The sequence below is a fragment of the Actinomadura fulvescens genome (assembly GCF_039533225.1).
Taxonomy (GTDB): Bacteria; Actinomycetota; Actinomycetes; order Streptosporangiales; family Streptosporangiaceae; genus Spirillospora; species Spirillospora fulvescens.
Genome location: NZ_BAAATD010000002.1, coordinates 331,775 through 354,793, shown reverse-complemented (window position 1 = coordinate 354,793; position 23,019 = coordinate 331,775). Strand labels below are relative to the sequence as shown.

Annotated in this window: 18 protein-coding genes and 1 tRNA gene; 4 read left to right on the top strand and 15 right to left on the bottom strand. The window is 70.8% G+C overall.

Annotated features, from left to right (window positions below):
- Positions 1-44: 44 nt before the first annotated feature.
- Together ABD333_RS08650 and ABD333_RS08645 are read right to left on the bottom strand one after the other, a co-directional pair.
- On the bottom strand, positions 45-1,064 hold the full coding sequence (locus ABD333_RS08650; protein ID WP_344539434.1) for an alpha/beta fold hydrolase: 1,020 nt from the start codon (positions 1,062-1,064) through the stop codon (positions 45-47).
- Positions 1,065-1,517: 453 nt separating this feature from the next.
- Complete coding sequence (locus ABD333_RS08645) at positions 1,518-2,006, bottom strand: hypothetical protein (protein WP_344539432.1); 489 nt, start codon at positions 2,004-2,006, stop codon at positions 1,518-1,520.
- A gap of 339 nt (positions 2,007-2,345) precedes the next feature.
- Here ABD333_RS08645 and ABD333_RS08640 point away from each other — a divergent pair, with 339 nt between their 5' ends.
- On the top strand, positions 2,346-3,182 hold the full coding sequence (locus ABD333_RS08640) for a hypothetical protein (RefSeq protein ID WP_344539430.1): 837 nt from the start codon (positions 2,346-2,348) through the stop codon (positions 3,180-3,182).
- Positions 3,183-3,190: 8 nt separating this feature from the next.
- On the opposite strand, the gene ABD333_RS08635 is transcribed toward ABD333_RS08640, so the two are convergent.
- Positions 3,191-3,859: a hypothetical protein gene (locus tag ABD333_RS08635; RefSeq protein ID WP_344539429.1), complete on the bottom strand. Its 669-nt coding sequence runs from the start codon at positions 3,857-3,859 to the stop codon at positions 3,191-3,193.
- Positions 3,860-4,000: 141 nt separating this feature from the next.
- Between ABD333_RS08635 and ABD333_RS08630 the strand changes: the two genes are divergently transcribed.
- Complete coding sequence (locus ABD333_RS08630; RefSeq protein ID WP_344539427.1) at positions 4,001-4,483, top strand: ArsR/SmtB family transcription factor; 483 nt, start codon at positions 4,001-4,003, stop codon at positions 4,481-4,483.
- 70 nt (positions 4,484-4,553) lie between these two features.
- Here the strand turns inward: ABD333_RS08630 and ABD333_RS08625 are convergent, their stop codons facing one another.
- The 3 genes from ABD333_RS08625 to ABD333_RS08615 form a co-directional block, all read right to left on the bottom strand.
- Positions 4,554-5,300, bottom strand: coding sequence for a hypothetical protein (locus ABD333_RS08625; RefSeq protein WP_344539426.1), 747 nt, complete (start codon positions 5,298-5,300; stop codon positions 4,554-4,556).
- 165 nt (positions 5,301-5,465) lie between these two features.
- Positions 5,466-6,485: a glutamine synthetase GlnII gene (glnII, locus tag ABD333_RS08620; RefSeq protein WP_344539424.1), complete on the bottom strand. Its 1,020-nt coding sequence runs from the start codon at positions 6,483-6,485 to the stop codon at positions 5,466-5,468.
- A gap of 687 nt (positions 6,486-7,172) precedes the next feature.
- A tRNA-Val gene (locus ABD333_RS08615) sits at positions 7,173-7,244 on the bottom strand.
- Positions 7,245-7,612: 368 nt separating this feature from the next.
- Between ABD333_RS08615 and ABD333_RS08610 the strand changes: the two genes are divergently transcribed.
- Entirely contained in the window at positions 7,613-8,524 is a 912-nt protein-coding gene (locus tag ABD333_RS08610; RefSeq protein WP_344539422.1) for an alpha/beta fold hydrolase, read from the top strand.
- Positions 8,525-8,541: 17 nt separating this feature from the next.
- Here the strand turns inward: ABD333_RS08610 and fxsT are convergent, their stop codons facing one another.
- The 9 genes from fxsT to ABD333_RS08565 form a co-directional block, all read right to left on the bottom strand.
- Positions 8,542-12,399, bottom strand: coding sequence for an FxSxx-COOH system tetratricopeptide repeat protein (fxsT, locus tag ABD333_RS08605; protein WP_344539420.1), 3,858 nt, complete (start codon positions 12,397-12,399; stop codon positions 8,542-8,544).
- Positions 12,386-13,696 (bottom strand): TIR-like protein FxsC, encoded by a 1,311-nt coding sequence (locus ABD333_RS08600; protein WP_344539418.1) that lies wholly within the window; start codon positions 13,694-13,696, stop codon positions 12,386-12,388. The genes fxsT and ABD333_RS08600 overlap by 14 nt, the downstream gene beginning before the upstream one ends.
- Positions 13,693-14,304 (bottom strand): TIR-like protein FxsC, encoded by a 612-nt coding sequence (locus tag ABD333_RS08595; protein WP_344539416.1) that lies wholly within the window; start codon positions 14,302-14,304, stop codon positions 13,693-13,695. Before ABD333_RS08595 ends, ABD333_RS08600 begins: the two co-directional genes overlap by 4 nt.
- Before the next feature lie 82 nt (positions 14,305-14,386).
- A complete protein-coding gene (locus ABD333_RS08590; RefSeq protein ID WP_344540448.1) occupies positions 14,387-16,648 on the bottom strand; it encodes an FxsB family cyclophane-forming radical SAM/SPASM peptide maturase in 2,262 nt (753 codons plus the stop codon).
- 329 nt (positions 16,649-16,977) lie between these two features.
- On the bottom strand, positions 16,978-17,868 hold the full coding sequence (locus ABD333_RS08585) for a DUF4231 domain-containing protein (RefSeq protein ID WP_344539415.1): 891 nt from the start codon (positions 17,866-17,868) through the stop codon (positions 16,978-16,980).
- 92 nt (positions 17,869-17,960) lie between these two features.
- Positions 17,961-18,869, bottom strand: a complete 909-nt coding sequence (locus ABD333_RS08580) for a proteasome assembly chaperone family protein (protein ID WP_344539414.1) — start codon at positions 18,867-18,869, stop codon at positions 17,961-17,963.
- 73 nt (positions 18,870-18,942) lie between these two features.
- Complete coding sequence (gene cbbX / locus ABD333_RS08575; protein WP_344539412.1) at positions 18,943-19,932, bottom strand: CbbX protein; 990 nt, start codon at positions 19,930-19,932, stop codon at positions 18,943-18,945.
- A 97-nt stretch (positions 19,933-20,029) separates the two neighbouring features.
- On the bottom strand, positions 20,030-20,449 hold the full coding sequence (locus tag ABD333_RS08570) for a ribulose bisphosphate carboxylase small subunit (protein ID WP_344539410.1): 420 nt from the start codon (positions 20,447-20,449) through the stop codon (positions 20,030-20,032).
- Positions 20,449-21,882, bottom strand: a complete 1,434-nt coding sequence (locus ABD333_RS08565; RefSeq protein ID WP_344539408.1) for a form I ribulose bisphosphate carboxylase large subunit — start codon at positions 21,880-21,882, stop codon at positions 20,449-20,451. The genes ABD333_RS08570 and ABD333_RS08565 overlap by 1 nt, the downstream gene beginning before the upstream one ends.
- A gap of 171 nt (positions 21,883-22,053) precedes the next feature.
- On the opposite strand from ABD333_RS08565, the gene ABD333_RS08560 reads away from it, so the two are divergent.
- Positions 22,054-23,019: a LysR family transcriptional regulator gene (locus tag ABD333_RS08560; RefSeq protein ID WP_344539406.1), complete on the top strand. Its 966-nt coding sequence runs from the start codon at positions 22,054-22,056 to the stop codon at positions 23,017-23,019.

Below are 23,019 nucleotides of genomic sequence, written 5' to 3'. Positions count from 1 at the left end.
CCGGCGTCACGCGCACCGGCGGACCGGGCGGGCCGAAGGCCAGGTCAGACCGGGAGGAACTCCTTGCGGGACGGGCGGATGCCGTGCCGGACGATGCCTTCGTCCAGCCAGCGGTCCAGGTACGACCAGGTGGAGGAACGGGCCGATCGTCCGGTCAGGACGCCGAGGTGGCCGCCAGGGGCGAGCTCGAAGCGCACCCGCTCCGCGCCGGTGAGCACGCGGGTCAGAGGATGGACCGACGCGGCGGGCGCCAGGGTGTCGCCGCGCCCGGCGATGGCCAGCACCGGTACCCGGACGTCGCTCAGCCGGACGCGGCGACCGCCGATCTCGATCCCCTCCGCCACGGAACCCTCCCGTGACAGGACCGAGTAGAGCTGCCGGGTCGTACGGCCCGGATGGGCGAGCATGGTGGTGGTGAACTGGTCCACCGCTTCGATCTGGGCCAGAAACTCAGCATTGTTGAGATTGGTCAATATCGAGTAAGGGCGCGCCACGTACTTGTCGAGGCCAACGCCCCGGTAAGCGCGTTTGGCCAGGGGCCCGAACCCGCCCGCCGGCCGCGGGCCGGCCGGCGTGGCGATCGCCGCCACCGAGGCGATCGGCAGGCCGGGATCAGCGGCGGCCGTCAGCAACGAGACCATGCCCCCCAGGCACCAGCCCACGAGCTGGACGGGCTGCCCGCCGGCGTCCTCGCTGACCGCGCGGACCGCGCGCGGCACGATCCGCCCGACCCACTCCGCGAGCCCCGGTTCCCGGCCGGTGTAGCCCGCCGGACCGCAATCCAGCAGGTAGCTCCGCCTGCCCGTGGTGACCACGTGCTCGGCGAGGCTGCATCCGCGGCGAAGGTCGTAACAGCGGGCGGGCGCGCCCGGCGGCGGCACGAACAGGACCGGCGGCCCGGCGGCGATGAGCCCCTCGGGTCCCCGGTAGCGGTGGACGGCGTGCTCCGGCCCGTCCTCGATCATGACCGTGGGCATCGGGCGCAGGTCGGCGACGTGCCCGTACACGAGCTTGTGGGTGACGTTGGACGCGGCGGCCCGTAGGCTCCGGGGAGAGAGGATCATCTGCTTTCGTGCACCTCCATTCGAGGGCTGAAGCAAGGGATTCCGACTCGTTCACGTATTTTGTACACCCACTTCGCCGAGACTCATATCACGCGGCCGTGAAGCGTGTGTTAAATCGCCCGGCGACGCCGACCGAAAAACCACGATCGAACGACCGCCCGGTCATTGCTGACGGTCATTGGACGATCGCGGCGCGAGGTTCACCGACGGGTGGTGCCGCGGTCACGTTCCGGGACGTCGATCACGACCCGGGTCAGTCGTGGGCCGGCGGGGCGCCGGGCCGAGCGGCGGCCGTATCGGCCTCGCTCCAGATGAGGGAGGCTCACCGCCGCCCCGCCCCGGCGCCCCGCACTCGGCGCTCATGACACCCCGGCTACCTCACGTTCCAAACGAGAGTCCTCCCGCGAACCGTTATCGACCGTGAAACCACAGGCATCGTTCTTTGAAAGAACGTCAGTACCGGAACACCAGCGACACGGAAGGGATGTCCTGGCCCGCCGCGGCGAGGGTGGCCGCCCGCCACTCCTGACGGCCCTTCGGATTCTTGACCCGCTTGGAAACGATGTGGGCGTCGCCGGCAGCCAGCCATCCGCTCTTCTTGACCGTGCCCCACCTGGGCGAGGTGAGCTTGACCCACGCCCAGGTCCGCTTGCGGCAGGTGACCGAGCCGGTGAACAGAAGCTCGTTGCGCTTGTAGGGAATGGCGTCGATGTAGGTGCGGCACTTCTGCCCGCCGGGGAGCGACTTCCACCGCCCCCACTTCTGCCAGTAGACCTTCTTGCCGACGGTGGTCTTGGCCGCCGGAGCGGCGGCGGACGTGGCCGACGTGGTCGCCGTGGTCGCCGGTGCGTCGGCGGCGCGGGCCGGCGAGCCGAGCGCCGCCAGGCTGCTCGCCGCGAGGGCCAGCACCGCGAGTGATTCCAGCGTTTTACGCATTTTCACAAATCGCTCCTTGCCAGAAAGCCGGCCAGCGTGGCCGGCCACCGAAAACGGTCAGCCGAGCTTGCTGCAGTCGCGCTGGAAGCCGGAGCCGTCATTGACGGTTCCCTTCGTCGCGGCCGGTGCGTTAGTGCGCTCGCGAACGAAAAGGTACGAGGAACCGCGATACGGCACATCGAACGAGCGGTTGAATCGCCCTACCGCGATTGGCTGATCGAAATGCCGGGCGTGCAACCAGTGCCGTACGGCCGTACTCCACGGGGTGGAAGGGGCCGTGGTGCCCTGATTCCCGGGGCGGGATCGCGGGTAGTCGTCAGATGGGCGACGGTTCGGGGGGATGCCGTGCGTGATCCTTTCTTGACGGAGGCCTGCTGGGCGGGTGAGACCGTACGGCTGGCCGGGTGGCTCAAGCGCGAGCCCGCGGCGCCGCGGCACCTCGACCTCCTGCTCCGCGAACGGGACAAGGGCCGGGTCCTCACGTTCCCGGCCATCACCGGGCCGCCGGAGGCCGAACCCGCCGCCGGCGCCGAACGGGTCCGCTTCGAGGCGAGCGTCCACGTGCCGTCCGCCGCGGACGGCGGGCCGCTGCCGAGCGGCCTCTGGGACCTCGAACTCGCCGGCGGTGAGGGCGCCACGACCCCGCTCGGACGCGACCGCGATCCGGCGATCGACGTCTCCCCGCAGCGGCGTTTCCTCGCCGACTCCACGACGGCGACCCTCTACTTCACCGTCAACGGCACCCTCGCGATCGACGTCGGCGGCCAGGCCCACACCGCCGGGACCGCCACCGCACGCGCCGTCGAGTGGAACGCGCGGGACGAGGAGATCACGGTCACCGGCCACCTGGCGTTCCACACCGCCACCATGCCGATCTCGGCGACGCTGACGCTCCGGGAGCACGGCACCGGCCGCGTGTACGAGGTCATCGCCATGCTCGACGCCGACTCCGAGGGGCTCTCCTACAAGGCCGACATCCCCATGACGCGGGCCCTCATCGACGACCCGCTGCCCCGCGGCACCTGGGACGCGTACCTCATCCTGGGGTTCGCGGGCATGCACCGCGAGCTGCGCGTCATGGCTCCCGACCGGTCGGCGGCGACGCAGGTCTGGCGGCGGCTACGGCACGTCCGCGTCAGCACGACCCAGGCCCCCGCCCCGTTGACGATCCAGGTCGGCTGAGACCCGCGTCACCAGCCGCGTGGCAGGCGGGGCGGCCAGGCTGAGGGCGGTGACGGGGGCGGCTCACGACGGCGCAGCGAGATGGCGGTGACGGTGGCCAGCAGGGTGACGATGACCGATCCGCCGACGAGGTTGAGCCCGCCGGTGGCCGCGGCGATGCCGAGCGGACCGCGGAACGTGAGCGGCAGGAGCGACACGACGAGGACGGCGAGACCGGCCATGGCGCAGAACGCGCGGAGGGGACGGGCCGCGACCATGATCATGAGATGCAGGAGGGCGGTCGCCTGGAACGTCGCCACAATGGCGCACACCGCGTAGGCGGCCGCCGCGTGTTCGGGTCCGAGGTCGCTTCCGCCGACCGGGACGGGGACGCCGAAGAGGCCGCGCAGGATGATCGTCCAGGTGAACACCATCGCGGCGGCGATGAACGCCACGCCGAGGCCGCAGGCCCACAGGCGGCGGGGTTCGACGTCCGGCCGGGCGGTCAGCGACTCGTGCAGCGCGACGAACTCGTCGAATCTGCTCATCGGGGCGATGTCGACGGGCGGTGGGATCGAGGTCCGGCACCGGAAGGACCGCTGCCAGGAACGTGAACGAGCGCGGGGCGTCCGGCGGTCGCCGCCGCCCTTCCGGGGCAGGCGGCCATCGAAGAACGGCCCGAACGGCGTCTCGCCCATGTCCCCTCCCCCGGTGCGACGAGAGAGTGCTACCCGGGACCGTTCGGGAAAACTCCCCCTAGTTCATCAATTTGTCGTCATTCGGCAACGTTGTGTGGACGCCTTCTTCGCAATTACGGAATTGCTGGCTACCGTGGGGGCATGTCCACGGCAGACGATCGGCTGAGCGCGCTCGAAGCGCGGGTGGCGGAGCTGGAAGCACGCCTGTCCACCCGGCCGCACCGCGCGGCATCCGGTACCCCCGAAGACACCGGACAGCTGCGGTACGGCGGCGACGCCCGGCTGGGCGGGTACGAGTGGACCTGGGACGTCGTGCGCAGCCCGGGCGAGCTGCTCAAGCTCCCGGCGGGCCCGCTGGCCGCCGTGTTGCAGGCCGCCGGGCACCCCGCCCGCTTCGAGGTGCTGAGGTCACTGCTGACCGGGCCGCGCACCGTGACCGAACTGCAGTCGGAACTGGAGCTCAAGTCGACCGGCCAGCTCTACCACCATCTCAAGGCGCTCTCCGGCGCCGGGCTGGTCGAGCAGACCGAACGGGCGGTCTACCGGCTTCCCGCGCAGGTCGTCTTCCCGGTACTGGCCCTGGCCGCCGCCGCGTACGACGTCACCCAGGCCCGCCGTTCATGAAGCCGCCCCAGCGCGCTCGGCCCGTAGGGCGGCGTGCGCGCTGGAGCGGCCGGATGGGAACGCGTCGTCGTCAGTCCTGCTCGGCGCCGGAGTCGGCCGGGGCGGCCTGCGAGCCGCTGTCGGGCTTGGCCGGGACGGGCTGCGAACCGCTGTCGGGCTTGGCCGGAGCGTCGGCGTCGGGCTGGCCCGGGTCGGCCTGGAGCCCCGCGTCGGGCTGGGCGGAGTCGACCTGAAGGCCGCCCTCGGAGTTGGCCGGGTAGTCCTCGAGTCCGGTGCCCGACTCTGCGGGTTCGAGTTCGAGCAGGCCGTCCGGTCCGAAGACCGCCCGCGTGACGCCGCCCACGAGGCAGAAGAACTCGCCGAAGAGGCCGCCGAGCAGGCCGCTGCCCGCCTCCTCCTTCTCCGGCCCGCAGCCGTTGGCCGCGGCCTCGCCACCCGGGGCCGCGTCCGTCAGCGGAATCGTGTCGGTCAGCGCGGTCGCGCCGCCCTGCGGAGCCGTGTCCGTCAGCGGAGCCGCCGGCTCCGGCCGGTAGGCGATGGGAGCGACCCTGCTGTGCGCGTCGTAGATGACGCCCCCGTTGACCGTCCAGCCGGTGGGCAGTTCCACGGCCTCGTTCTTGCCGTTGTAGAGCGTCGATCCTTGGATGTGATAACCCGGTGGGAGTTTCTGTACGCCACCTTGCGCCGGCGCCGCCTCGGAGACCGCGGCATTGGGCACAGTGGGCGTCTCATCCGCGACCGCCGCGACGGCCGGTGAGAACGACACGGCGCCGGCACCCACGATGATGACGGCCCGCTGCCATCCCTTTATGGTCATGCTTTTCTCCAGTGATCAGGTCCCGCCAAATTGTTCGGAGATTATGTCCGGGCGACCCTGATGGCATAGGCATGACGAGGTAAAGTTACGGCTTTCAAAAACTGGAAGAGGGGACCCCCGAAAGCGCCCCGCTCCGGGAATCCCCTCTGTCTCAGGAGGTCTGGATCAGACCTGGCCCGCCTTCTCCAGCGCGGAGCAGCAGGTGTTGACCAGCAGCCTGGTCACGTTGTACGGGTCGATGTTGGCGTTCGGGCGCCGGTCCTCGATGTAGCCCTTCTTGTCGACCTCGACCTGCCACGGGATGCGCACCGAGGCGCCGCGGTCGGAGACGCCGTAGCTGTAGACGTCGTGCGGGGCGGTCTCGTGCTGGCCGGTGAGGCGCTCCTCGATGCCGTGGCCGTAGCCGGCGATGTGCTCCTCGACCTTGCCCTCGGCGCCGAGCGACTCGCAGGCGGTGACGATCGCGTCGTAGCCCTCGCGCATGGCCTTGGTGGAGAAGTTGGTGTGCGCGCCGGCGCCGTTCCAGTCGCCCTTGGCCGGCTTGGCGTCCAGGGTGGCGGCGACGTCGTACTCCTCGGCGATGCGGTAGAGCAGCCACCGGGCCACCCACAGGTGGTCGGCGGCCTCGATCGGGCCGGCCGGGCCGATCTGGAACTCCCACTGGCCGGGCATGACCTCGGCGTTGATCCCGGAGAGCTTCAGGCCGGCCTCGATGCAGGCGTCCATGTGCTTCTCGACGATCTCGCGGCCGAACACCTCGTCCGCGCCGACGCCGCAGTAGTACGGGCCCTGCGGGGCGGGGAAGCCGACGGCCGGGAAGCCGAGCGGGCGGCCCTCCTGGAAGAAGGTGTACTCCTGCTCGATGCCGAACCAGGAGTCGTGGGCGGCGTACTTCTCGGCGATCGGCCGCAGCTTGGCCCGGTTGTTGGTCGGGTGCGGGGTGCCGTCGACGAGGTAGACCTCGCACAGCACCAGCTTGTGGTCGCCGCCGCGGATCGGGTCGGGACACGAGAAGACCGGCTTGAGGACGCAGTCCGAGTTGTCACCGGGCGCCTGATTGGTGCTGGAGCCGTCGAAGCCCCAGTCCGGCAGCTCGGCGCCGTCGGCGAGGATCTTCGTCTTCGAGCGGAGCCGGGCGCTGGGCTCGGTGCCGTCGATCCAGATGTACTCGGCCTTGTAGGTCAACGTCTGTCCCTTCGTCGCAGCCGACCTGCGTGAGTGTTCCGGCCTCCCTGAGTCGGCCATGAAGAGAGTGACAATTGGGCATTTCGGACCTGTTGCCCACATGTGAACGCCGTGTTACACGCTACCTGAGCTGGGCGAACAGCGATGAGAGACCGGACACACCACCCGCCTTCCGGCCACTCCCAGAGCACGGGAAGCCCGCGGGGGCGGCCCGTGACCGCCGAACGCCAGGGCCCCGTCCTGTGGCCTTCCAGGCTCCCACGCGAACCCTCGCCCACCGGCGCAGCGCCCGCCAACGCGCAAGCACCTCGCGGGTCTAGGGCTCGCCCATCAGCGCAGCGCGCGCCAGCGCGCAAGCACCTCGGAGGTCCGGGGCTCGCCCCATCGGCGCAGCGCGCGCCAGCACCGCAGAGGTCTAGGCCTCGCCCATCAGCGCAGCGCGCGAGCACCTCGCGAGTCTCGAGCTCACCCCATCGCCGCAGCCGCGCGCTAGCGTGAGCACCGCGGGTCTAGGCCTCGCCCCATCGCCGCAGCGCGCGCTAGCACCCCAGGGGTCTAGGGCCCGCCCATTGGCGCAGCGCGCGCTAGCGCGCGAGCACCTCGGGGGTCTGGGGGTCGCCCCCCAGGTAAACACTGCGGCCCTTGGGGAAGCCGACCGAAGGTCGGCGACCACCAAAGACCGGCTCGTGGGCGCGGACGGTTTCGAACCGCCGACCGCTCGGTTGTAAGCCGAGAGCTCTACCCCTGAGCTACGCGCCCTGAACCGGGGATTCGTCCCCGGCGACCGGGCAAGCGTACCCGGTCGGAGGGGGCGTACGCGAAACGGTTAGGGCCGCTGCCCTGCCCCGGCGGGGCGCTTCCGCCTTAGCGCAGGCTTCGGGCCAATTCAAGAGATCATCGTGTCCGATTTGGGACTCGGCGCCAGTACTCCCGACATCGTCCAAATGGATGAGTTCATTCGAATAGGGGAGGACGTAGGGTCGTGAACCTAGAGTCAAACCGGCCCACGGGCAGGTCCGGTGCGGGCTAGGCTGAACTCCGGCACGAGGTATGACCGTTCTACTCTTGGAGACAGCTGCCACACCTGCCACCCGAATTCGCTCGGCTCATCCGCCTGGGAGGTGCACGTGTCCGAGGTGCGAGCTCCCAAGAGGCCGGGCGGGCTGGTGGCCGAGGAGTGGGGCAGCCCCAGCGGCACCCCGGTCATCCTCATTCACGGGACCCCGGGCAGCCGCAACGGTCCCCGGCCGCGTTTCGGTGTGCTCTACCGCCTCGGCATCAAGCTGGTCAGCTATGACCGGCCCGGCTACGGCGGTTCCACGCGAAGCAAGGGACGGACGGTGGCGGACGCCGCCGCCGACGTCGCGGCCGTCGCCGACCATTTCAAGATGGAGCGGTTCTCGGTCGTGGGCCGTTCCGGCGGCGGTCCCCACGCGCTCGCGTGCGCGACGCTGCTGAAGGACCGGGTCGACCGCGTGGCCGCGCTGGTGAGCCTCGCTCCGCCGGACGCCGAGGGGCTCCACTGGTACTCGGAGATGACCGGCACGAACGTCCGGGAGTACAGCCAGGTCGACGACGACCGGAGCAGCATGATCGCACGGATCGTCCGGCAGACGGCGGAGATCCAGGATCATCCCGAGCGCATGCTCAAGATGTTGCAGGCGGAGCTCACCAAGCCCGACCAGCGGGTCGTCGAGGACGTCGCCATCCGCAAGCTGCTGCTGGAAACTTACCGGGAGGCGCTCCGCGCGGGCCCGACCGGCTGGATCGACGACATCCTGGCGCTCAGCTCTCCCTGGGGCTTCGACCCGGCCGACATCACGGTCCCCACCCTCCTCTGGCACGGTGCCGACGACCGGTTCTCCCCTCCCGGGCACACACGATGGCTCGCCGGCAGGATCCCGCACGCCGAGCTCCACGTCATGCCGGGCACCTCGCACTTCAACGCAGTGGAGGTCCTGCCCGACATCCTGGCCTGGATCAAGACGGGCTCCTACCGGCCCCACGCGCTCGAACCGTCCGGCGCCGGTTCGCGCTGACGGCGGGAGCCGCCGGGTCAGAAGGGGTGGGGGTCCACGGCCCGCACCAGGCGCCGGCCGGCGCGCAGCGTCGCGATGTGCGGGTGCCCCTCGTCCAGGAGCTCCGACAGTTCGGCGATGACCTCCGCACGCTCCTGTTCGGCGCGCGCGTCGCCCAGCTCCATCCTCGTCAGCAGCAGGTTGGCGCGGCAGCGCAGAGTATCGGGATGCCGGGGCCCGAGCGCGCTGGCCATCCGCCGTGCCGACAACTCCTCGTACTGCCTGGCCTGGTCCTCCTCGCCCATGTCTGCCAGCAGTACGGCGAGCACCATCGTGGCGGCCAGGGCATAGGGATGCTCGTCGCCGAGGTACTTCTCCAGCGCCTCGTTCGCGGGCCAGACGAGATCCAGCGCCGCCCGCATCTCCTCCTTCAGCCGCAGGGCGCTGGCGAGGTTGACCTGGCAGGACAGCGTGTGCGGATGGGTGTCGCCCAGCCTTGTCCGGTAGACGGCGAGCACCTGCCTGATCTGGCGTTCACCGTCCTCCAGCTGTTCCAGCGCGAGCAGGTTGGCGGCGTTGCTGAGCCGCGCCGACAGGGCGTCGCTGCTGTCGCGGCCGAACCGCAGGGTCAGGCCGTCGAGGGCCTCCTCGAAATACCGCTGCGCGGTCCGCAGGTCGCCGGTGCCCCGGTAGGCCACCCCGAGCAACGCGGTGGCGTTCAGTGTGATCCGGTGTTCGGCGCCGAGCACGTGCTCGGCCTTCTCCCGTACGCCGCGGGCCTGGGACACCGCGTCGGCGTACAGGCCCACCTCCAGCAGGTCACGGGCCACGGCGGCCTCCGAGTCGAGCGTCCGGGGATGGACGGGGCCGAGCCGGACCCGCCGGCGCTCGTAGGTGTCCCTGTCCAGCCGCAGCGACTCGGTGAAGTCCCCGTTGATCCGATAGGACACCGCGAGGTTGTTCGCCGCCGCGAGCGTCTCGGGCATGTCCTCGCCGTACTGCCGCCAGGCCGCGTAGGTCTCGCGGTCCATGTCGAGGGCACGCCGGTAGCGGCCGAGCGCCCGGAGGCTCGCGGCGAGCCCGCCGGCGGTCATCAGGGTCTTCGGATGCTCGGGGCCGAGCAGTTCGCGTTGCGCGGCGAGCACCCGTTCGTCCAGCGCCCGGGACTCCTCGAAATGCGCCATGTCCCGCAGGATGTTGGACAGGTTGGTCTGGAGCCGCAGCAGCTGGCCGGCCAACTGGGGATCGGGTCGCTTCTCCAGCATGTCCTGCCAGACCGCCTCGACCCGGCCGGCCAGCTCCCGGCCTCCCTCCAGGTCACCGCGCTGCCACAGGAACCGCACCCCTTCGATGAACAGATCCCGAACCTTCTCGTTCGGTGAGGTCATCGCCTGGGACCGGTCCAGGTGCGGCCAGATCATGCGGAACTCGGCCTCGTGGCGCGGGTCGTCGATGTCGGCGCCCGGATACTCGGCCAGCAGCACCTGGTGGACGTCGCGCCGGATCTCTTGTTCGGCCTCCGGTGTCAGGCGCGCCCGGACGACGGCCTGGACCAGGCGGTGCATCTCGACCTGCCGCGCGTTGGTGTCGAGCTTGAACAGCCCGAGGTTGTTGATCGCCTGGATCAGCTTGCCGATGACCATCGGCTCGGCGAGGGCGGGATCGAGGGGTTCGAGGACGGCCGCCATCGCCGGGCTGTTGACCAGCTTCAGATGGACCTCCGGGGCGAGGACGGAGCACATCTCCAGCATCCGGGCCGCCGCCGGTGAACGTTCCGCGAGACGGGCCAGGGACAGGTCCCAGGTGCGCGCCACCGTCGCCGGGTAACCGTCCAGCGGGCTGGCCGACAACGCCTCGGGACCCTGCTCCTCCAGCGCGACCAGGTAGTCGTCCACGACCGCGCCCGTCTCGGCGAGCCAGGCGCCCGCCGCCACGACGGCGAGCGGAAGCCGCCCGACCACCTCGGCCACCCGCAGAGCGTCGTCCTCGTCGATGGAGGGAAGCCGCATCCGCAGGTGCGCCACGCTCTCCTCGGGAGTGAACAGGTCCACGGCCAGCGTCGCCGCCCGGCCCTCCCAGCCGCGGTCGGGCGAGGTGATCAGCTTGTGGCCGCGCCCCGCCGGGATGTACCGCTCGATGCGTTCGACGTCCACGGCGTTATCGAAGACGAGCAGCCAGTCGCCCACCGGCTCGTGCCGCGCGAGCGTCCGCAGGACCAGCCCGACCCGCTCGGTCACGTTGGCCCCGGCGGGAGCGATGAGACCGAAGGTCCTCTCGATGTGGTCGGCGAGATCGCTCAGGGTCGCGTCGACGAGCTCGACCTCACCCGCGTTGATCCACCAGACGAGGTCGTAGTCGCAGCGGAACCGGTGCGCGTACTCCAGTGCCAGCTGGCTCTTGCCCATGCCGCCAAGACCTTGCAGGGCGACCGGGAGCACCACGGCCGTGCCCGTTTCGCGCAGGCGCTTGCGGAGCTCGGACAGGTCCCGTTCGCGACCGGTGAACCTGGCGTTGCGCGCGAGCGCCCTGAAGATGCGCGGCTCGGTGCCGGGGAATCCGGTGCCGTCGGGCAACGGCTCGACATCAAGGTTGAGCGCGCGCAGCAGCGCGCCCACCGCTTCCCGCGGCGACACCCCGGCCAGCGGAACGTGTGCCGTGGCGTCGGCGAAGTACGGGGCCAGCCGGGCGTCGGCCACGTAGACCGCGGTGTAGGGCAGGGTCGCCGTCTCGGCGCCCGGCGCCGGCGCCGAGTACGGACTTGAGATGAGCCTGAGCACGCGAGGTCGCGGCTCGTCCGGTCCGGCCGGAGTGGGCACGCTGTCGAGCACCCGCGCACCCGCGCTCTCCAGCAGCCGTCTGATCCAGTCGGCCCACACCTGGTCCTGCGGCGCGTGCTCGATGACCACCGGCGGGCCACCGGCCTGCGAGCGCGAGCCGAACCGGCTGAGGACCTTCTCGCGCACGTCGTCGTCCATGACCGGCAACGAGGTGACCTCGCCATGGGTGATCTCCGCCGTGAGCCGTTCGAACGAGGCGAGCAGCGAGGTGGGCGAACCCGGTGCGTCACCGAAGACCGCCAGAGTCTCCTCGTAGGCGTAGAAGGCCCGGTAGGGGACCTCGACAGCGCTCCAGTACGCGCGTCGTTCCGGCTCCGTCAAGCCCACCGGCAGACCGCTGAACCTGCGCCGCGCGTAGGCGAGCCCCGCCTGCGCCCGCTTCAGCTCCGCCGGGTCGATGCGCATGGGCACCGGGAGGACGCGGATCTCGCGCTCGTGGGAGGTGTGCACGTCCTTGGCGACCTTGGCCGCGCCCTCGATGCCCTGCGTGCTCAACGTGAAGCAGTCGACGAGGACGTCGGGCAGGTGCAACGTGCAGATGTCGGCGACATCGCTGAGGCCGGTACGACTGTCGATCAGCACATAGTTGTAGTTGGCCTTCATGTTGGCGCGCAACTCGTCGAGGAACTGCCCGCCTCCGAGGCGTTCGTAGAAGTTGTCCCAGTCGAGGGCCGCCAGCGTCGCCGCGTAGTAGAAGTTCTGGCGTCCCGCCGGCAGCAGTTGCAGGCTGCCGCCGTCGGCGAAGTCCCAGGAGATCGGCAGCGCGTGCGGCCGTACCTCGGCACTCGCTGACAGCAGCTCCGGTGAGTCGCCGAATTCCTTGGCCTGGTACTCGTAGGTGCGGACCATGTCGATGATGCCTTCGGACCCGTAGACGTCGTCGCGCATGAACGGCTCGAAGAACCGGTGCAGTCCCGGCGACTCCAGGTCCCAGTCGACCGCCAGCACGCGCTTGCCGTTCGCCGCCAGGATCCACGCGACGTTGGCCAGCGCCATCGTCCGGCCCGTGCCGCCCTTGTAGGAGTAGAACGTCACGACCGTGCCCTCAGGCTCCGTCATCGTTCTCCCTCCCGGACGCGGGGGCCTCAGGAGGCATGCCGCCGGACTCAGGGGGCGTGCCGCCGGACTCTGGGGGCATGCCGCCGGGCTCGGGAGGCATGCCGCGAGTGAGCTTCGGCCGGGGCCGTCGTTTCGTGATGGGACGCCGCAGCGGGCTTTTGCGCAGATACTCGCGCTCCGCATCGGCGATCAGAAAGGGCATGAGGGAGACGAACTCCTCGAAAGAACGGATCGTGCGCAATGCCCGCACCGCACGTTCACCGCTCGGCGTACGCGCGCCCCTGAGAATATCCTCGGCCCGCCTGGCGAACTCGATACTCCGCGCATCCGCGGCCGGGTCGACAAGAATGATCGGCAGCACCCACGGCGACAGGCCGCGCGCGAACTCGGCGAGCCTGCCGGCGTCCCGCTCGTTCGCGACGAACCAGGGGTCGACGAGCATGACCCCCGGCTTGCCGGCGAGGTCGTCACCGGCCTTCTCCACTCCGGTCACCAGCACGGCGAAGTCGAGCCGCTCCGCGACCGCCGTGGCGTACGAGACGAGCGACAGTTCCTGGTCGGCGGGGAAGGCACGCCATTGCGCGCTGTCCGCGCCGTACCCGTCGGGCCGCCTGCCGGCGGGAAGCGCGGCGGCGGTCGGCGCCGCGACCGTGACCACGAACTGCTTGGCGGCGGCCTCCGCCCGGAACGGGCTCTCCAGCCGGTCGACGTCGTCCACGCTGGAGGGGCCGATCAGTCCGCTCGCGGAGATGGCGACGATACGTGCCGCCAAACGCTCCAGCGTCGCCAGGTAGGCATCCTGATAGACGGCCAGCCTGCTGAGAGCCTTGAGCCCGTTCTCGGCATAAGCAGGCACGTCGGCCTCGAACAAGGGGGCGTCCTGGGCCCAGGCCCGGTGTTGCTCCTCCATGAGCGGCGTCCACAACACGGGCACGAAACGGCTCATCGGATTGGCCACCCCCGCGCGCTGGACGCGCCGGTGGAAGCACTCCCATTCGCGTCCGCTCTGAGAACGGGAGAAATAGGCCGCCGAGTAGAGGGGAACGAAGACCTCGGCGGTTTCGAGCCCGGCGGTGATGGCCTGCTTCCAGTCCGATCCGAGCGGAACGAGCTGGTCGCAGAAGCCCCGGTCGAGCCGGTGGCCATCGGGAGCGATCTCGGCGACCGCCGCGTCGAGACGCTGGAAGAAGCTTCCCACCCAGCGATCGAGGTCTCCCGGGCGCTGGCCGCTGAGCGGCGGCGAATGGGCGTAGCTGAGCATGAAATACCTGCCGCGGCCGGTCGCGACGCCGGTCATGTGGACTCCTGGAAGATGTCGCGCAGGTGCTCTCGCCGTAGGACGCGGGGCTCGACCGGATGGGTGTAGGCGATGTCGGCGACGCGTCTCGCCAGCCGCCAGACGACCGACTCGTACGCGTCGGGCCGGATGCGTTGCAGGCCGAGCAGTCCCTCGTCCCGGTACAAGGTGGTGATCTCGGCGTCGGGGAGGCCTTCCGGCGAGAAGCGCTGCACCTCGCTGACCGCCGCCGGTATCCGCACGTGGCCCGGCCAGGGCGCCCAGATCACCGGAAGGATCGCGGTCCGGCGCGGGGAGCCGCCCTCCTTGTCGACGACACGGCGCCGCGCGAACGCGTACCACTCCATGCCGCACCACGTGCTGTTCAGGAAGGGCATCGAGAGCAGCGCGACGAAGACATGGCAGCTGCCGACCGCGTGGAGCAGCTCGTCGGTCCAGCGGCCGCCGCCCGGAATGGACTTGTCCATGAATCCCGGCTCCGCGCCCACCTCCGGGTCGACGAGGTCCGCGATGTTGGTGGAGAGGTCGTTGAAGAAGTCGACCACGCGCCGGGAGCCCGCCGTACGCGCGTAGCTGAGGAAGAAGACCGGTTCCCCGTTGCTCGGCACCGCAGTACCCCTCCGGCCGCCCGGATGATGCGCATATCGTACCGGCGAGGTCACCGCCCGGAACAGATTCCTACTCCCGCGGTCAGTCGACGGCCGTGGCCATCTGGCGTACGAACCGTTCGCCGTCCGGGGTGAGCGCGCCGGAGCCCAGCAGTGCGTCGACGCGCCGCGCCAGCCCGTCCCGCTCGTCGCGCGCCCGCCGCGGTGATCCACGTGCTCGCCAGAGTTCGGCGAGCGCGAGCCGGACGTAGGCGTCATGCAGCACATCGTCCGCGCGTTGTGGCTCGGCGCACCATGGCACTCGCAACACTTCACCGTTTCCGCACAGCTCAAGCAGTTCGGAGAGCGCCTGCGACTTGGCTCGCTGGAACGCGCCGACGACGCGTTCGCCGAGAACCAGCGGGTCAGGGTGCGGCCCGACCGCCACCGCACCGTAGGCGTCCTGCGCCGCACCGTAGGCGTCCTGCGCCGCGCCGTAGGTGTCCTGCGCCGTCGCCTCGCGCACCGGCCGCGCCAGCGGAACGACGACGCGGACACCGGCCGCGAGACCCTGGAGGTAGTCCGGCAGTTGTGCCCGCAGGACGCGCATCGCCGCCGCGAACGTCCCGCGCCAGGCGTGCCAGTCCGGACCGCTGAGCCGCCCGGAAGGCACCCATTCCCCGGCGTCCCGGAACGGATCGAGATCGTCCACCGGAAACCGGAGCCCGCCCGCCCTCACCGTGCGAACGGTCTGGCGGACGCCGCCGTGTTCGCAGGTGACGGCATCCGGGGAGATCCGCACCAGCGCGCAGCCGGCCGAGCCGCCGACGTCGATCGCGCCGAGTGCCGGCAGGTGCAGCCGGCCGTCACGGACCGGCAGCCGCAGCTCGGCCGAGATCCCCGCCCGGATCGCCGCCGCTGCCGCCAGCCCGGCCAGATGCGCCTGGTCGAGGCTCGTCCGCGCGCCCGCAGCGGGCCGCAGGCGGCGCACGGCCCAGGTCCGGACGAACGGATGCGACATGACCTTCTGGACGGCGCCCGGATGCGACTCGTCGAGCTCGCACAGAAGGGCCCAGCCCGCGGCGGCGACCCGGGCGAGTTCCCGGTCGTCGCGCCCGCGCCCGCGGGCGCGTTGCGCGGCGGCGACCTCGGCGACGAGGGCGCGGGTGATGGAGAGCTGGGACGCGGCCAGCAGGGCGAGGGCCGCGTCGTCGCCCGGTCCGCGGCCCAGCGAGTCCAGCGCCGCGGCCGGCACCCGGTGCACGGCCTCGTCCGGGGACGCACCGGAACGCGGCGGGGCGGGCACGATCTGCCGGATCAGCGCCTTGAGATCGGCGCAGTAGACCGACGGGTTGTCGAACCCGGAGCCGGCGCGGTAGCGGTGCGCGTACAGGCCTCCGCCGCAGATGCCGACCACCTCGCAGGAACGGCACTGGGCGCACAGATCGTCACGCCCGTTCGACCTGGCGGCGACGCCCGGATGCGCCGCGGCCTCGTCCACCGAGTGCGAGAAGACCGTCATCCCGGTCGACGGCGCGCCGTCGAAGGCGACCTTGAGCGAGTCGGCCTGCTCCCACTGGCCGTCGGTGTCGATGACCAGCAGGTCCACCGGCTCAAGCCCGACGGCCTCGGTCCAGCTCGCGCCGCCGCGGGCCGCCGAGAGGACCGAGTCGAACAGCCGGATCGGCACGGGCCGGCCGTCGGCGTTCCAGCGCCTGTAGATCTCTCCGAGCCAGGCCGCGTACGGAGCGGGGACACCGGCGGGCCGCAGCGGCGGGACCTCCCACGTGGCGTGGGGCAGCAACAGCTCCACCATGGGCGGATCCTCGGCGAGCAGCGCCTCGTACACGGCGATCGGGTCGTTGCCGAGGTCGATCGTGCACAGGATTCCCGCGTACAGGTGCCGCCGCTCGCGCAGGAGCGCCACGGCGCGCAGGACTCCCGCGTGGCTGCTGCGCCCGTCCCGGTATCTGCGGTGGCGGTCGTTCGCGGCGCGGTCGCCGTCCAGCGAGACGCCGACCTTCACGCCGTACTCGGTGAACAACGCGCAGAACCGCTCGTCGAGGCGCATCCCGTTGGTGTGCACCCGCAGGTCGAGGCCGACGACCGGATCGAGCCGGGCACGCAGCGCGTCCAGCACCGCGCGCATGCCGTCGACGCCGAGCAGCAGGGGTTCGCCTCCGTGCAGGATCAGCACCACTCCGCGCTGCCCGTGCGCGCCGGCGTGCTCGGCGATGCGGTCGGCCGCGCGGGCCACGACGTCGGCACCGACCCGGGCCGGCTTGGCCGACCAGCTCTGGTCGGCGTGCTCGTACACGTAACAGTGATCGCAACTCAGATCGCATCGACCGTGCACCTTGAGCACGTACTGGCCGATGGGCCTGGGCGCCGCGCCGGACACCGGTCGCCGGGTCAGTACGAGTTGAAACCGCGGGGCAGGGGGTAAACGGACCTCTCGCCGTCGCCGGGGCCGTCGCCGACAATCCTGCGGATCACTTCTCGGGTGCGGCCGTCGTGGACGAGCGAGGCGAAGGAAAGGTCACGTGTGTCGGGGATGTGCGTACGCTCTGCTTGCCGATCTTCGGGAATTACCGGCATTTCATGCTCCGTTCCAGAACTGCATAATGCTTTGGCTGATAGGAGCTTTCTCCCGCGTCAGAGTAAGCGACGGTCAAGTTCTTGTCATCATCGTCGTCAGTGTGCGCGGACCCGCCACATGGTGTGCTCGCGGGAGACCGCGTACTCGGCGTGTTCACAGAAGGCCCGCCACTCCCCCGGATCGTCTGGGACCTCGCCCGCCTGCTGCTCGATCACGTTCAGTTCGCGCAGCGTGAGCCGGTAGGCGGCGGCATTGGGCCAGTACTGGCGCAGCTCCGACCAGGCCGCGATCGAGGCCAGAAAGGCCGCCGCGAGTCCGAGCGCGTCGACCTCCACCATCCCGCGTGACCGCGCCAGTGCCCCGCAGACTCCCGCGGTGCCGATCACCGCGGTCAGGAGCTGCCAGGCGCGCGCCCTGCGCTCGGCCTGCCCCGCCTTGCCCGAATACCATTCGATCTGATCACGAATGCGTTGTTCGAGGTAGACGGCCCGCCGGACGGTCAGCGGGGCGGCGCGCAGCCGCCGCATCGCCGGGGTGAGCATGGCCGCGGGGGCGAGCGACCGCCGGTCGGCCCGGCCGAGCTGCTCGATCTCGGCACGGACCTGCGTCAGCCGCAGGCAGAACAGCGCGTCGGCCGCCGAGTCGTCGCCCAGCGACCCCGCGCGCATGGTGTACTTCCAGCTCAGCGTCTTGATCGACTCGGCTGCCGCGCGCCCGTCGTACCAGCGGCGGTGCGCCTTGCCGCTGCTCAGCAGCGCCCCGCCGACGGCGGCCGTCGCGAACAACGCCGCGGCCATCGTGTCGGCCCAGGCGTGCCACGACGGCCCGGACCGCCCGCCGAACAGCGCCAGGACGCCCGAGGCGAGCCCCGAGCACAGCAGCACCATCGTCAGCCGCACGACCCGGCGTTGTCCCGTGTGAGCCATCGCGGACGCGACCCGGTAGAGCTCGGGCAGGTCGGCACGGGTCAGACGGATCGGCTCCACGGTGCTCCCCTTCGTCCCGTACACCGATTGTCATCGGGCCCCGGAACGGAGGCAACACGCAGCGCCAGGCACACGGCGTCGTGCACGCAGGGTCAGGTCTGCTGGTCGGGGCCGTCCTGCTCGGCCAGGAACCGTTCGAACTGCGCGCCGAGCTCCTCGGCGGTGGGCATGTCCTGGTCTTCGGCGAGGAGGTTCTCGCGTTCGGCGGCGCCGGCGAACGCGTCGTACTGCTGCTCCAGGGCCTTGACGACCTTCTCGACCTCGTCGTTGCCGGTGACCTGCTCGGCGATCTCGGCGTCGGTCTTGACCGCGGCCTCGCGCAGGGCGTCGGAGGGCAGCACGAGCCCCGTCGTGTTGACGACGGCCTCCATGGCGGCGACGGCCGCCGCCGGGTAGGCCGCCTGCGCCAGGTAGTGCGGCACGTGAACGGCGAAGCCGACGGCGTCGAGGCCCGCCTCGCCCAGCCGTAGCTCCAGCAGCCCGGCGGCGCTCCCCGGCACCTGGACCTTGTCGAACCAGGACGACCGGGTGATCAGCTCGGGCCGGGTGGCGTGCGAGGTCAGGCCGACGGGGCGGGTGTGCGGCACGCCCATCGGGATGCCGTGGAAACCGACCACCAGGCTGATGCCCAGCTTTTCCACCAGCGACCGCACCGCGGCGGTGAAGCCCTCCCAGAGGCGGTCGGGCTCGGGGCCGGTCAGCAGCAGGAACGGGCTGCCGGCCTCGTCCTCCATCAGATGGACGACCAGCTCGGGGGCCTCGTAGGAGGCCCAGTGGTCCCGGTCGTAGGTCATCATCGGCCGGCGGGCCCGGTAGTCGATCAGCGAGTCCACGTCGAACCGGGCGACCACACGGTGTTCGAGAGAGTCGAGCAGGTGCTCACGCACGAGCTGTCCCGTGGACCCCGCGTCCACGAAGCCGTCGAGGCTGTGGAGGAGCACCGGGCCGGAGAGCTCCGGCAGATCGGTGTCCAGTTCGTACAGGTCCTCAGGGTTTCGCACCGTCTCCCCCACATCTTCACGTCGATGTCTCAACACTAGGACATGGGAGTGACCATCCCTCGTTCGAGTGTGATCACCGTCGCAGTCCGAAGACCCGGCTGGCGAGGAAGTCGTCCGGCCGCAGCGTGGTCAGCTCGGGGCGGCCGACGGACGCGCCTCCGGCGAGGAGCCGGTTGGCGTGCCGGAGCCGGGCCCGTTCGATCGCGTTGCGGACGGACCGGGCGTTGGCGAAACGCGGCTGCTCGCGGCGGCGTTCCAGGTACTCGCGGAAGACCGGGACGGCGTCGGGGGCCAGGGCGTAGCCCTCGCGCTCGATCATCAGCCGGCCGATCGCCTCCAGCTCGCCGGCCGAGTAGTCGGGGAAGTCGATGTGGTGCGCGATGCGGGAGCTCATACCGGGATTGGACGCGAAGAACGAATCCATGCGGTCCTTGTAGCCGGCGAGGACGACGACCAGGTCGTCACGCTGGTTCTCCATCACCTGGAGGAGGATCTCGATGGCCTCCTGGCCGTAGTCGCGTTCGTTCTCGGCGCGGTAGAGGTAGTACGCCTCGTCGATGAAGAGCACGCCTCCCATCGCCCTCTTGAGGACCTCCTTGGTCTTGGGCGCCGTGTGGCCCACGTACTGCCCCACCAGGTCGTCCCGGGTCACCGAGACCAGATGGCCGCGCCGGATGTAGCCGAGGCGGTGCAGCAGCTCGGCCAGGCGCACCGCGACCGTCGTCTTGCCGGTGCCGGGGCTGCCGGTGAAGCACATGTGCAGGTTGGGCCGGCCGGAGGCGATGCCGAAACGCGAACGCAGGCGGTCGATGAGCAGCAGCGCGGCGATCTCCCTGATCCGCGTCTTGACGGGAAGCAGGCCGACGAGGTCGTCGTCGAGCGCGTCCAGGACCTCGTCGGCCTGCGAGTCCTTGCGTTCCCGGGCCAGGTCGACGAGCGCGTCCGCCCGAAGGGGTTCCCCGGCGTCGGCCTCAGCGGAAGGGGACGCCGGGGAACCGTCCTTGGACGATTCGTCTGAACCGTTCCCAGCTGGCCGCATGCCGAACCCGGGTCGCTCGTTCATCGAAATTCCTCCTAGGAGCGATTGCCTAAGAACGACTGCTAACGACTGCTCACGAACGACTGCGAGGCCCGGGCCCCGCAGTCGTTCACCCCCCTCGCTAGGCGTAACGCTCGCCTTGGGGGCGGTCGAGTGCGTACGGATGGATGCGGACGCGGACGCGGCGGTCGCTGGTCTCCTCGCGGTCCAGCCGGAAGCCCGGCTCCTCCGGCGGCCGCTGGACGAGGAACGACAGGGCCGTGGTCTGCCGGCCGTAGCGGGCGTCGTAGGCGGTCAACCGGACATAGTGGCCGGGGTAGGCGCGGCGGCACTCGTTGATCTCGTACAGGACCCCGGCGGGGTCGGTCATGTCGAACATCGGCAGGCCCCACATCTCCCAGTACGAGTTGCGCGGGTGCGGGTCGTCGGTGAACTCGACCGAGCAGGGCCAGGCGTTCTCCAGCGCGTACGCGATCTGCGCGGAGATCTCGTCGTCGGTCAGATCCGGCAGGTACGAGAAGGTTCCCTGGGTGATTCTCATCAGATGCTCACAGGTGTCTCGACGACGTCGGGGGTGTCGGTGGACTCGTAGGTGAAGGTGATGTCGCCCCAGGTGGACAGGGCGACGTCCAGCTCGCGGCTCTTCTTGGCGGCGGCGCGCAGGATGTCGGTGCCCTCGGCCAGGAAGTCGCGGCCCTCGTTGCGCGCCTTGATCATCGCCTCCAGGGCGACGCGGTTGGCGGCGGCGCCGGCGGCGATGCCCATCGGGTGGCCGATCGTCCCGCCGCCGAACTGCAGGATCACGTCCTCGCCCAGGTAGTGCAGGAGCTGGTGCATCTGCCCCGCGTGGATGCCGCCCGAGGCCACCGGCATGCAGCCGGGCATGGACGCCCATTCCTGGTCGAAGTACAGCCCCTTGACCGGATCGGCCGCGATCTTGTCCAGGCGCAGCGTGTCGTAGAAGCCGGCCACGCTGTTGGGGTCGCCCTCCAGCTTGCCGACGACCGTGCCCGCGTGGATGTGGTCGACCCCGGCGAGCCGCATCCACTTGGCGATGACGCGGAAGCTGACGCCGTGGGTCTTCTGGCGGGTGTACGTGGAGTGCCCGGCGCGGTGCAGGTGCAGCAGCATCCCGTTGGCCCGCGCCCACCTGGACATCGACTGGATCGCGGTGTAGCCGACGGTCAGGTCGATCATGACGATGACGCTGCCGAGCTCCTTGGCGAACTCGGCCCGCTCGTACATGTCCTCCATCGTCCCGGCGGTGACGTTGAGGTAGTGGCCCTTGATCTCGCCGGTGGCCGCCTGCGCCTTGGCCACCCCCTCCATGCAGAACAGGAAGCGGTCACGCCAGCGCATGAACGGCTGGGAGTTGATGTTCTCGTCGTCCTTGGTGAAGTCGAGCCCGCCGCGCAGCGCCTCGTACACGACCCGGCCGTAGTTGCGCGCCGACAACCCCAGCTTGGGCTTCACCGTCGCGCCGAGCAGCGGCCGGCCGTACTTGTTGAGGTACTCGCGTTCCATGACGATGCCGTGCGCCGGCCCCTGGAACGTCTTCACGTAGTGCGAGGAGATGCGCATGTCCTCCAGGCGCAGGGCCTTCAGCGCCTTGAACCCGAAGACGTTCCCGATGATGGACGAGGTCAGGTTCGCGATCGACCCCTCCTCGAAGAGATCGAGGTCGTAGGCGATGTAGGCGATGAACTCGCCTTCCTTCCCGGGCACGGGCTCCACCCGGTAGCACTTGGCCTGGTAGTTCTCGTACGAGGTCAGCCGGTCGGTCCACACCACCGTCCAGGTGGCGGTGGACGACTCGCCCGCCACGGCCGCGCCGGCCTCCTCCGGCGGCACGCCCGGCTGCGGCGTGATCCGGAAGGCGGCGAGGATGTCGCTGTCCTTCGGCTCGTAGTCCGGCCGCCAGTAACCCATCTCCGCGTACGGGATCACGCCCGCCGACCATCTGCCCGCGCTCATCGCCTGCTCCGCTCCTGTCGTCCGGCGGCGCGGCGGACCGCCCCGAAGGGCGACACCCCAGGGGAACGGGACGGCCCGCCGCACGTCGTCCAGGTGTGTCCGTGGACGTTTCGAGCGTGCCCCGGCGATACTTGCCATGTCCATCAAGTGTTTTGCGGTAAGGCTTGAGCGATGACTGAATCCAGACTGCGGTCGTTCCTGGCGCTGGCGGAGACCGGGTCGGTCCGGGCGGCGGCGCAGCGGCTGTACGTGACCGAGTCGGCGGTGTCGTCGGCGATCACGGCACTGGCGCGTGACCTGGGCGTTCCCCTCGTCCAGCGGGTCGGGCGCGGGGTGGCGCTGACCCCGGCGGGCACCGTGTACGCGGGCTACGCGCGCCAGGTGCTCGGGCTCCTCGAACAGGGCCGGGCGGCGGCGCGCGGCGAGGCCGATCCGGCGCGCGGCACGCTGCGGCTCGCCGCCGTCACCACCGCCGCCGACCAGATCCTGCCCGAGCTCCTCGCGGGGTTCCGCGACCGCTGGCCGGACGTCGAGCTGACCCTGGAGGTCGGCCCGAGCCGCCGGCTGTGGCGGCGGCTCGCCGACCATGACGCCGATCTCGTGCTGGGCGGCCGCCCGCCCGCGGGGGTGCCCTCGCGGGTGCTGGCGACCCGGCCGAACGACCTGGTGATCGTGGCCGCGCCCGCCCTCGCGGCGACGTTCTCGCTCGACACGACGCCGTGGGTCATGCGCGAGCCGGGCTCCGGTACGCGTGCCACGGCCGAGGCCTACCTGGCCGAGCACGCCGGTGAGCCGCCGCAGCTCATGCTCGGCTCGAACGGCGCGGTCATCGCGGGCGCGGCGGCGGGGCTCGGTGCCGCGCTCGTCTCGCGCGACGCGATCAACGACGAGCTCGCCGCCGGGCGGCTCGCCATCATCGACGCGCCCGACACGCCGCTCGACCGGCCGTGGCACGCGACCACCGCGCCCACGCCCACCGCGACCACCCGGCTCTTCGTGGCGCATCTGCTGGACGCCCCGGGCTGGCGCGCCGCCACCCCCGCCGCCACCCCCGCCGCCGCCTCACCCGCTGCCGCACTCGCCGCCGCCCAAACCCGTGCCGCATCCGAACCCGCGCCCGGACCCGCCGTCCGGTGA

What these genes read in the sequence shown, in the direction of transcription:
- ABD333_RS08650 (WP_344539434.1), bottom strand. Translation starts at nt 1,064, where the DNA reads ATGATCCTCTCTCCCCGGAGCCTACGGGCCGCCGCGTCCAACGTCACC.
- ABD333_RS08635 (WP_344539429.1), bottom strand. Translation starts at nt 3,859, where the DNA reads ATGGGCGAGACGCCGTTCGGGCCGTTCTTCGATGGCCGCCTGCCCCGG.
- ABD333_RS08630 (WP_344539427.1), top strand. Translation starts at nt 4,001, where the DNA reads ATGTCCACGGCAGACGATCGGCTGAGCGCGCTCGAAGCGCGGGTGGCG.
- ABD333_RS08625 (WP_344539426.1), bottom strand. Translation starts at nt 5,300, where the DNA reads ATGACCATAAAGGGATGGCAGCGGGCCGTCATCATCGTGGGTGCCGGC.
- fxsT (WP_344539420.1), bottom strand. Translation starts at nt 12,399, where the DNA reads ATGACGGAGCCTGAGGGCACGGTCGTGACGTTCTACTCCTACAAGGGC.
- ABD333_RS08600 (WP_344539418.1), bottom strand. Translation starts at nt 13,696, where the DNA reads ATGACCGGCGTCGCGACCGGCCGCGGCAGGTATTTCATGCTCAGCTAC.
- cbbX (WP_344539412.1), bottom strand. Translation starts at nt 19,932, where the DNA reads ATGAACGAGCGACCCGGGTTCGGCATGCGGCCAGCTGGGAACGGTTCA.
- ABD333_RS08570 (WP_344539410.1), bottom strand. Translation starts at nt 20,449, where the DNA reads ATGAGAATCACCCAGGGAACCTTCTCGTACCTGCCGGATCTGACCGAC.
- ABD333_RS08565 (WP_344539408.1), bottom strand. Translation starts at nt 21,882, where the DNA reads ATGAGCGCGGGCAGATGGTCGGCGGGCGTGATCCCGTACGCGGAGATG.
- ABD333_RS08560 (WP_344539406.1), top strand. Translation starts at nt 22,054, where the DNA reads ATGACTGAATCCAGACTGCGGTCGTTCCTGGCGCTGGCGGAGACCGGG.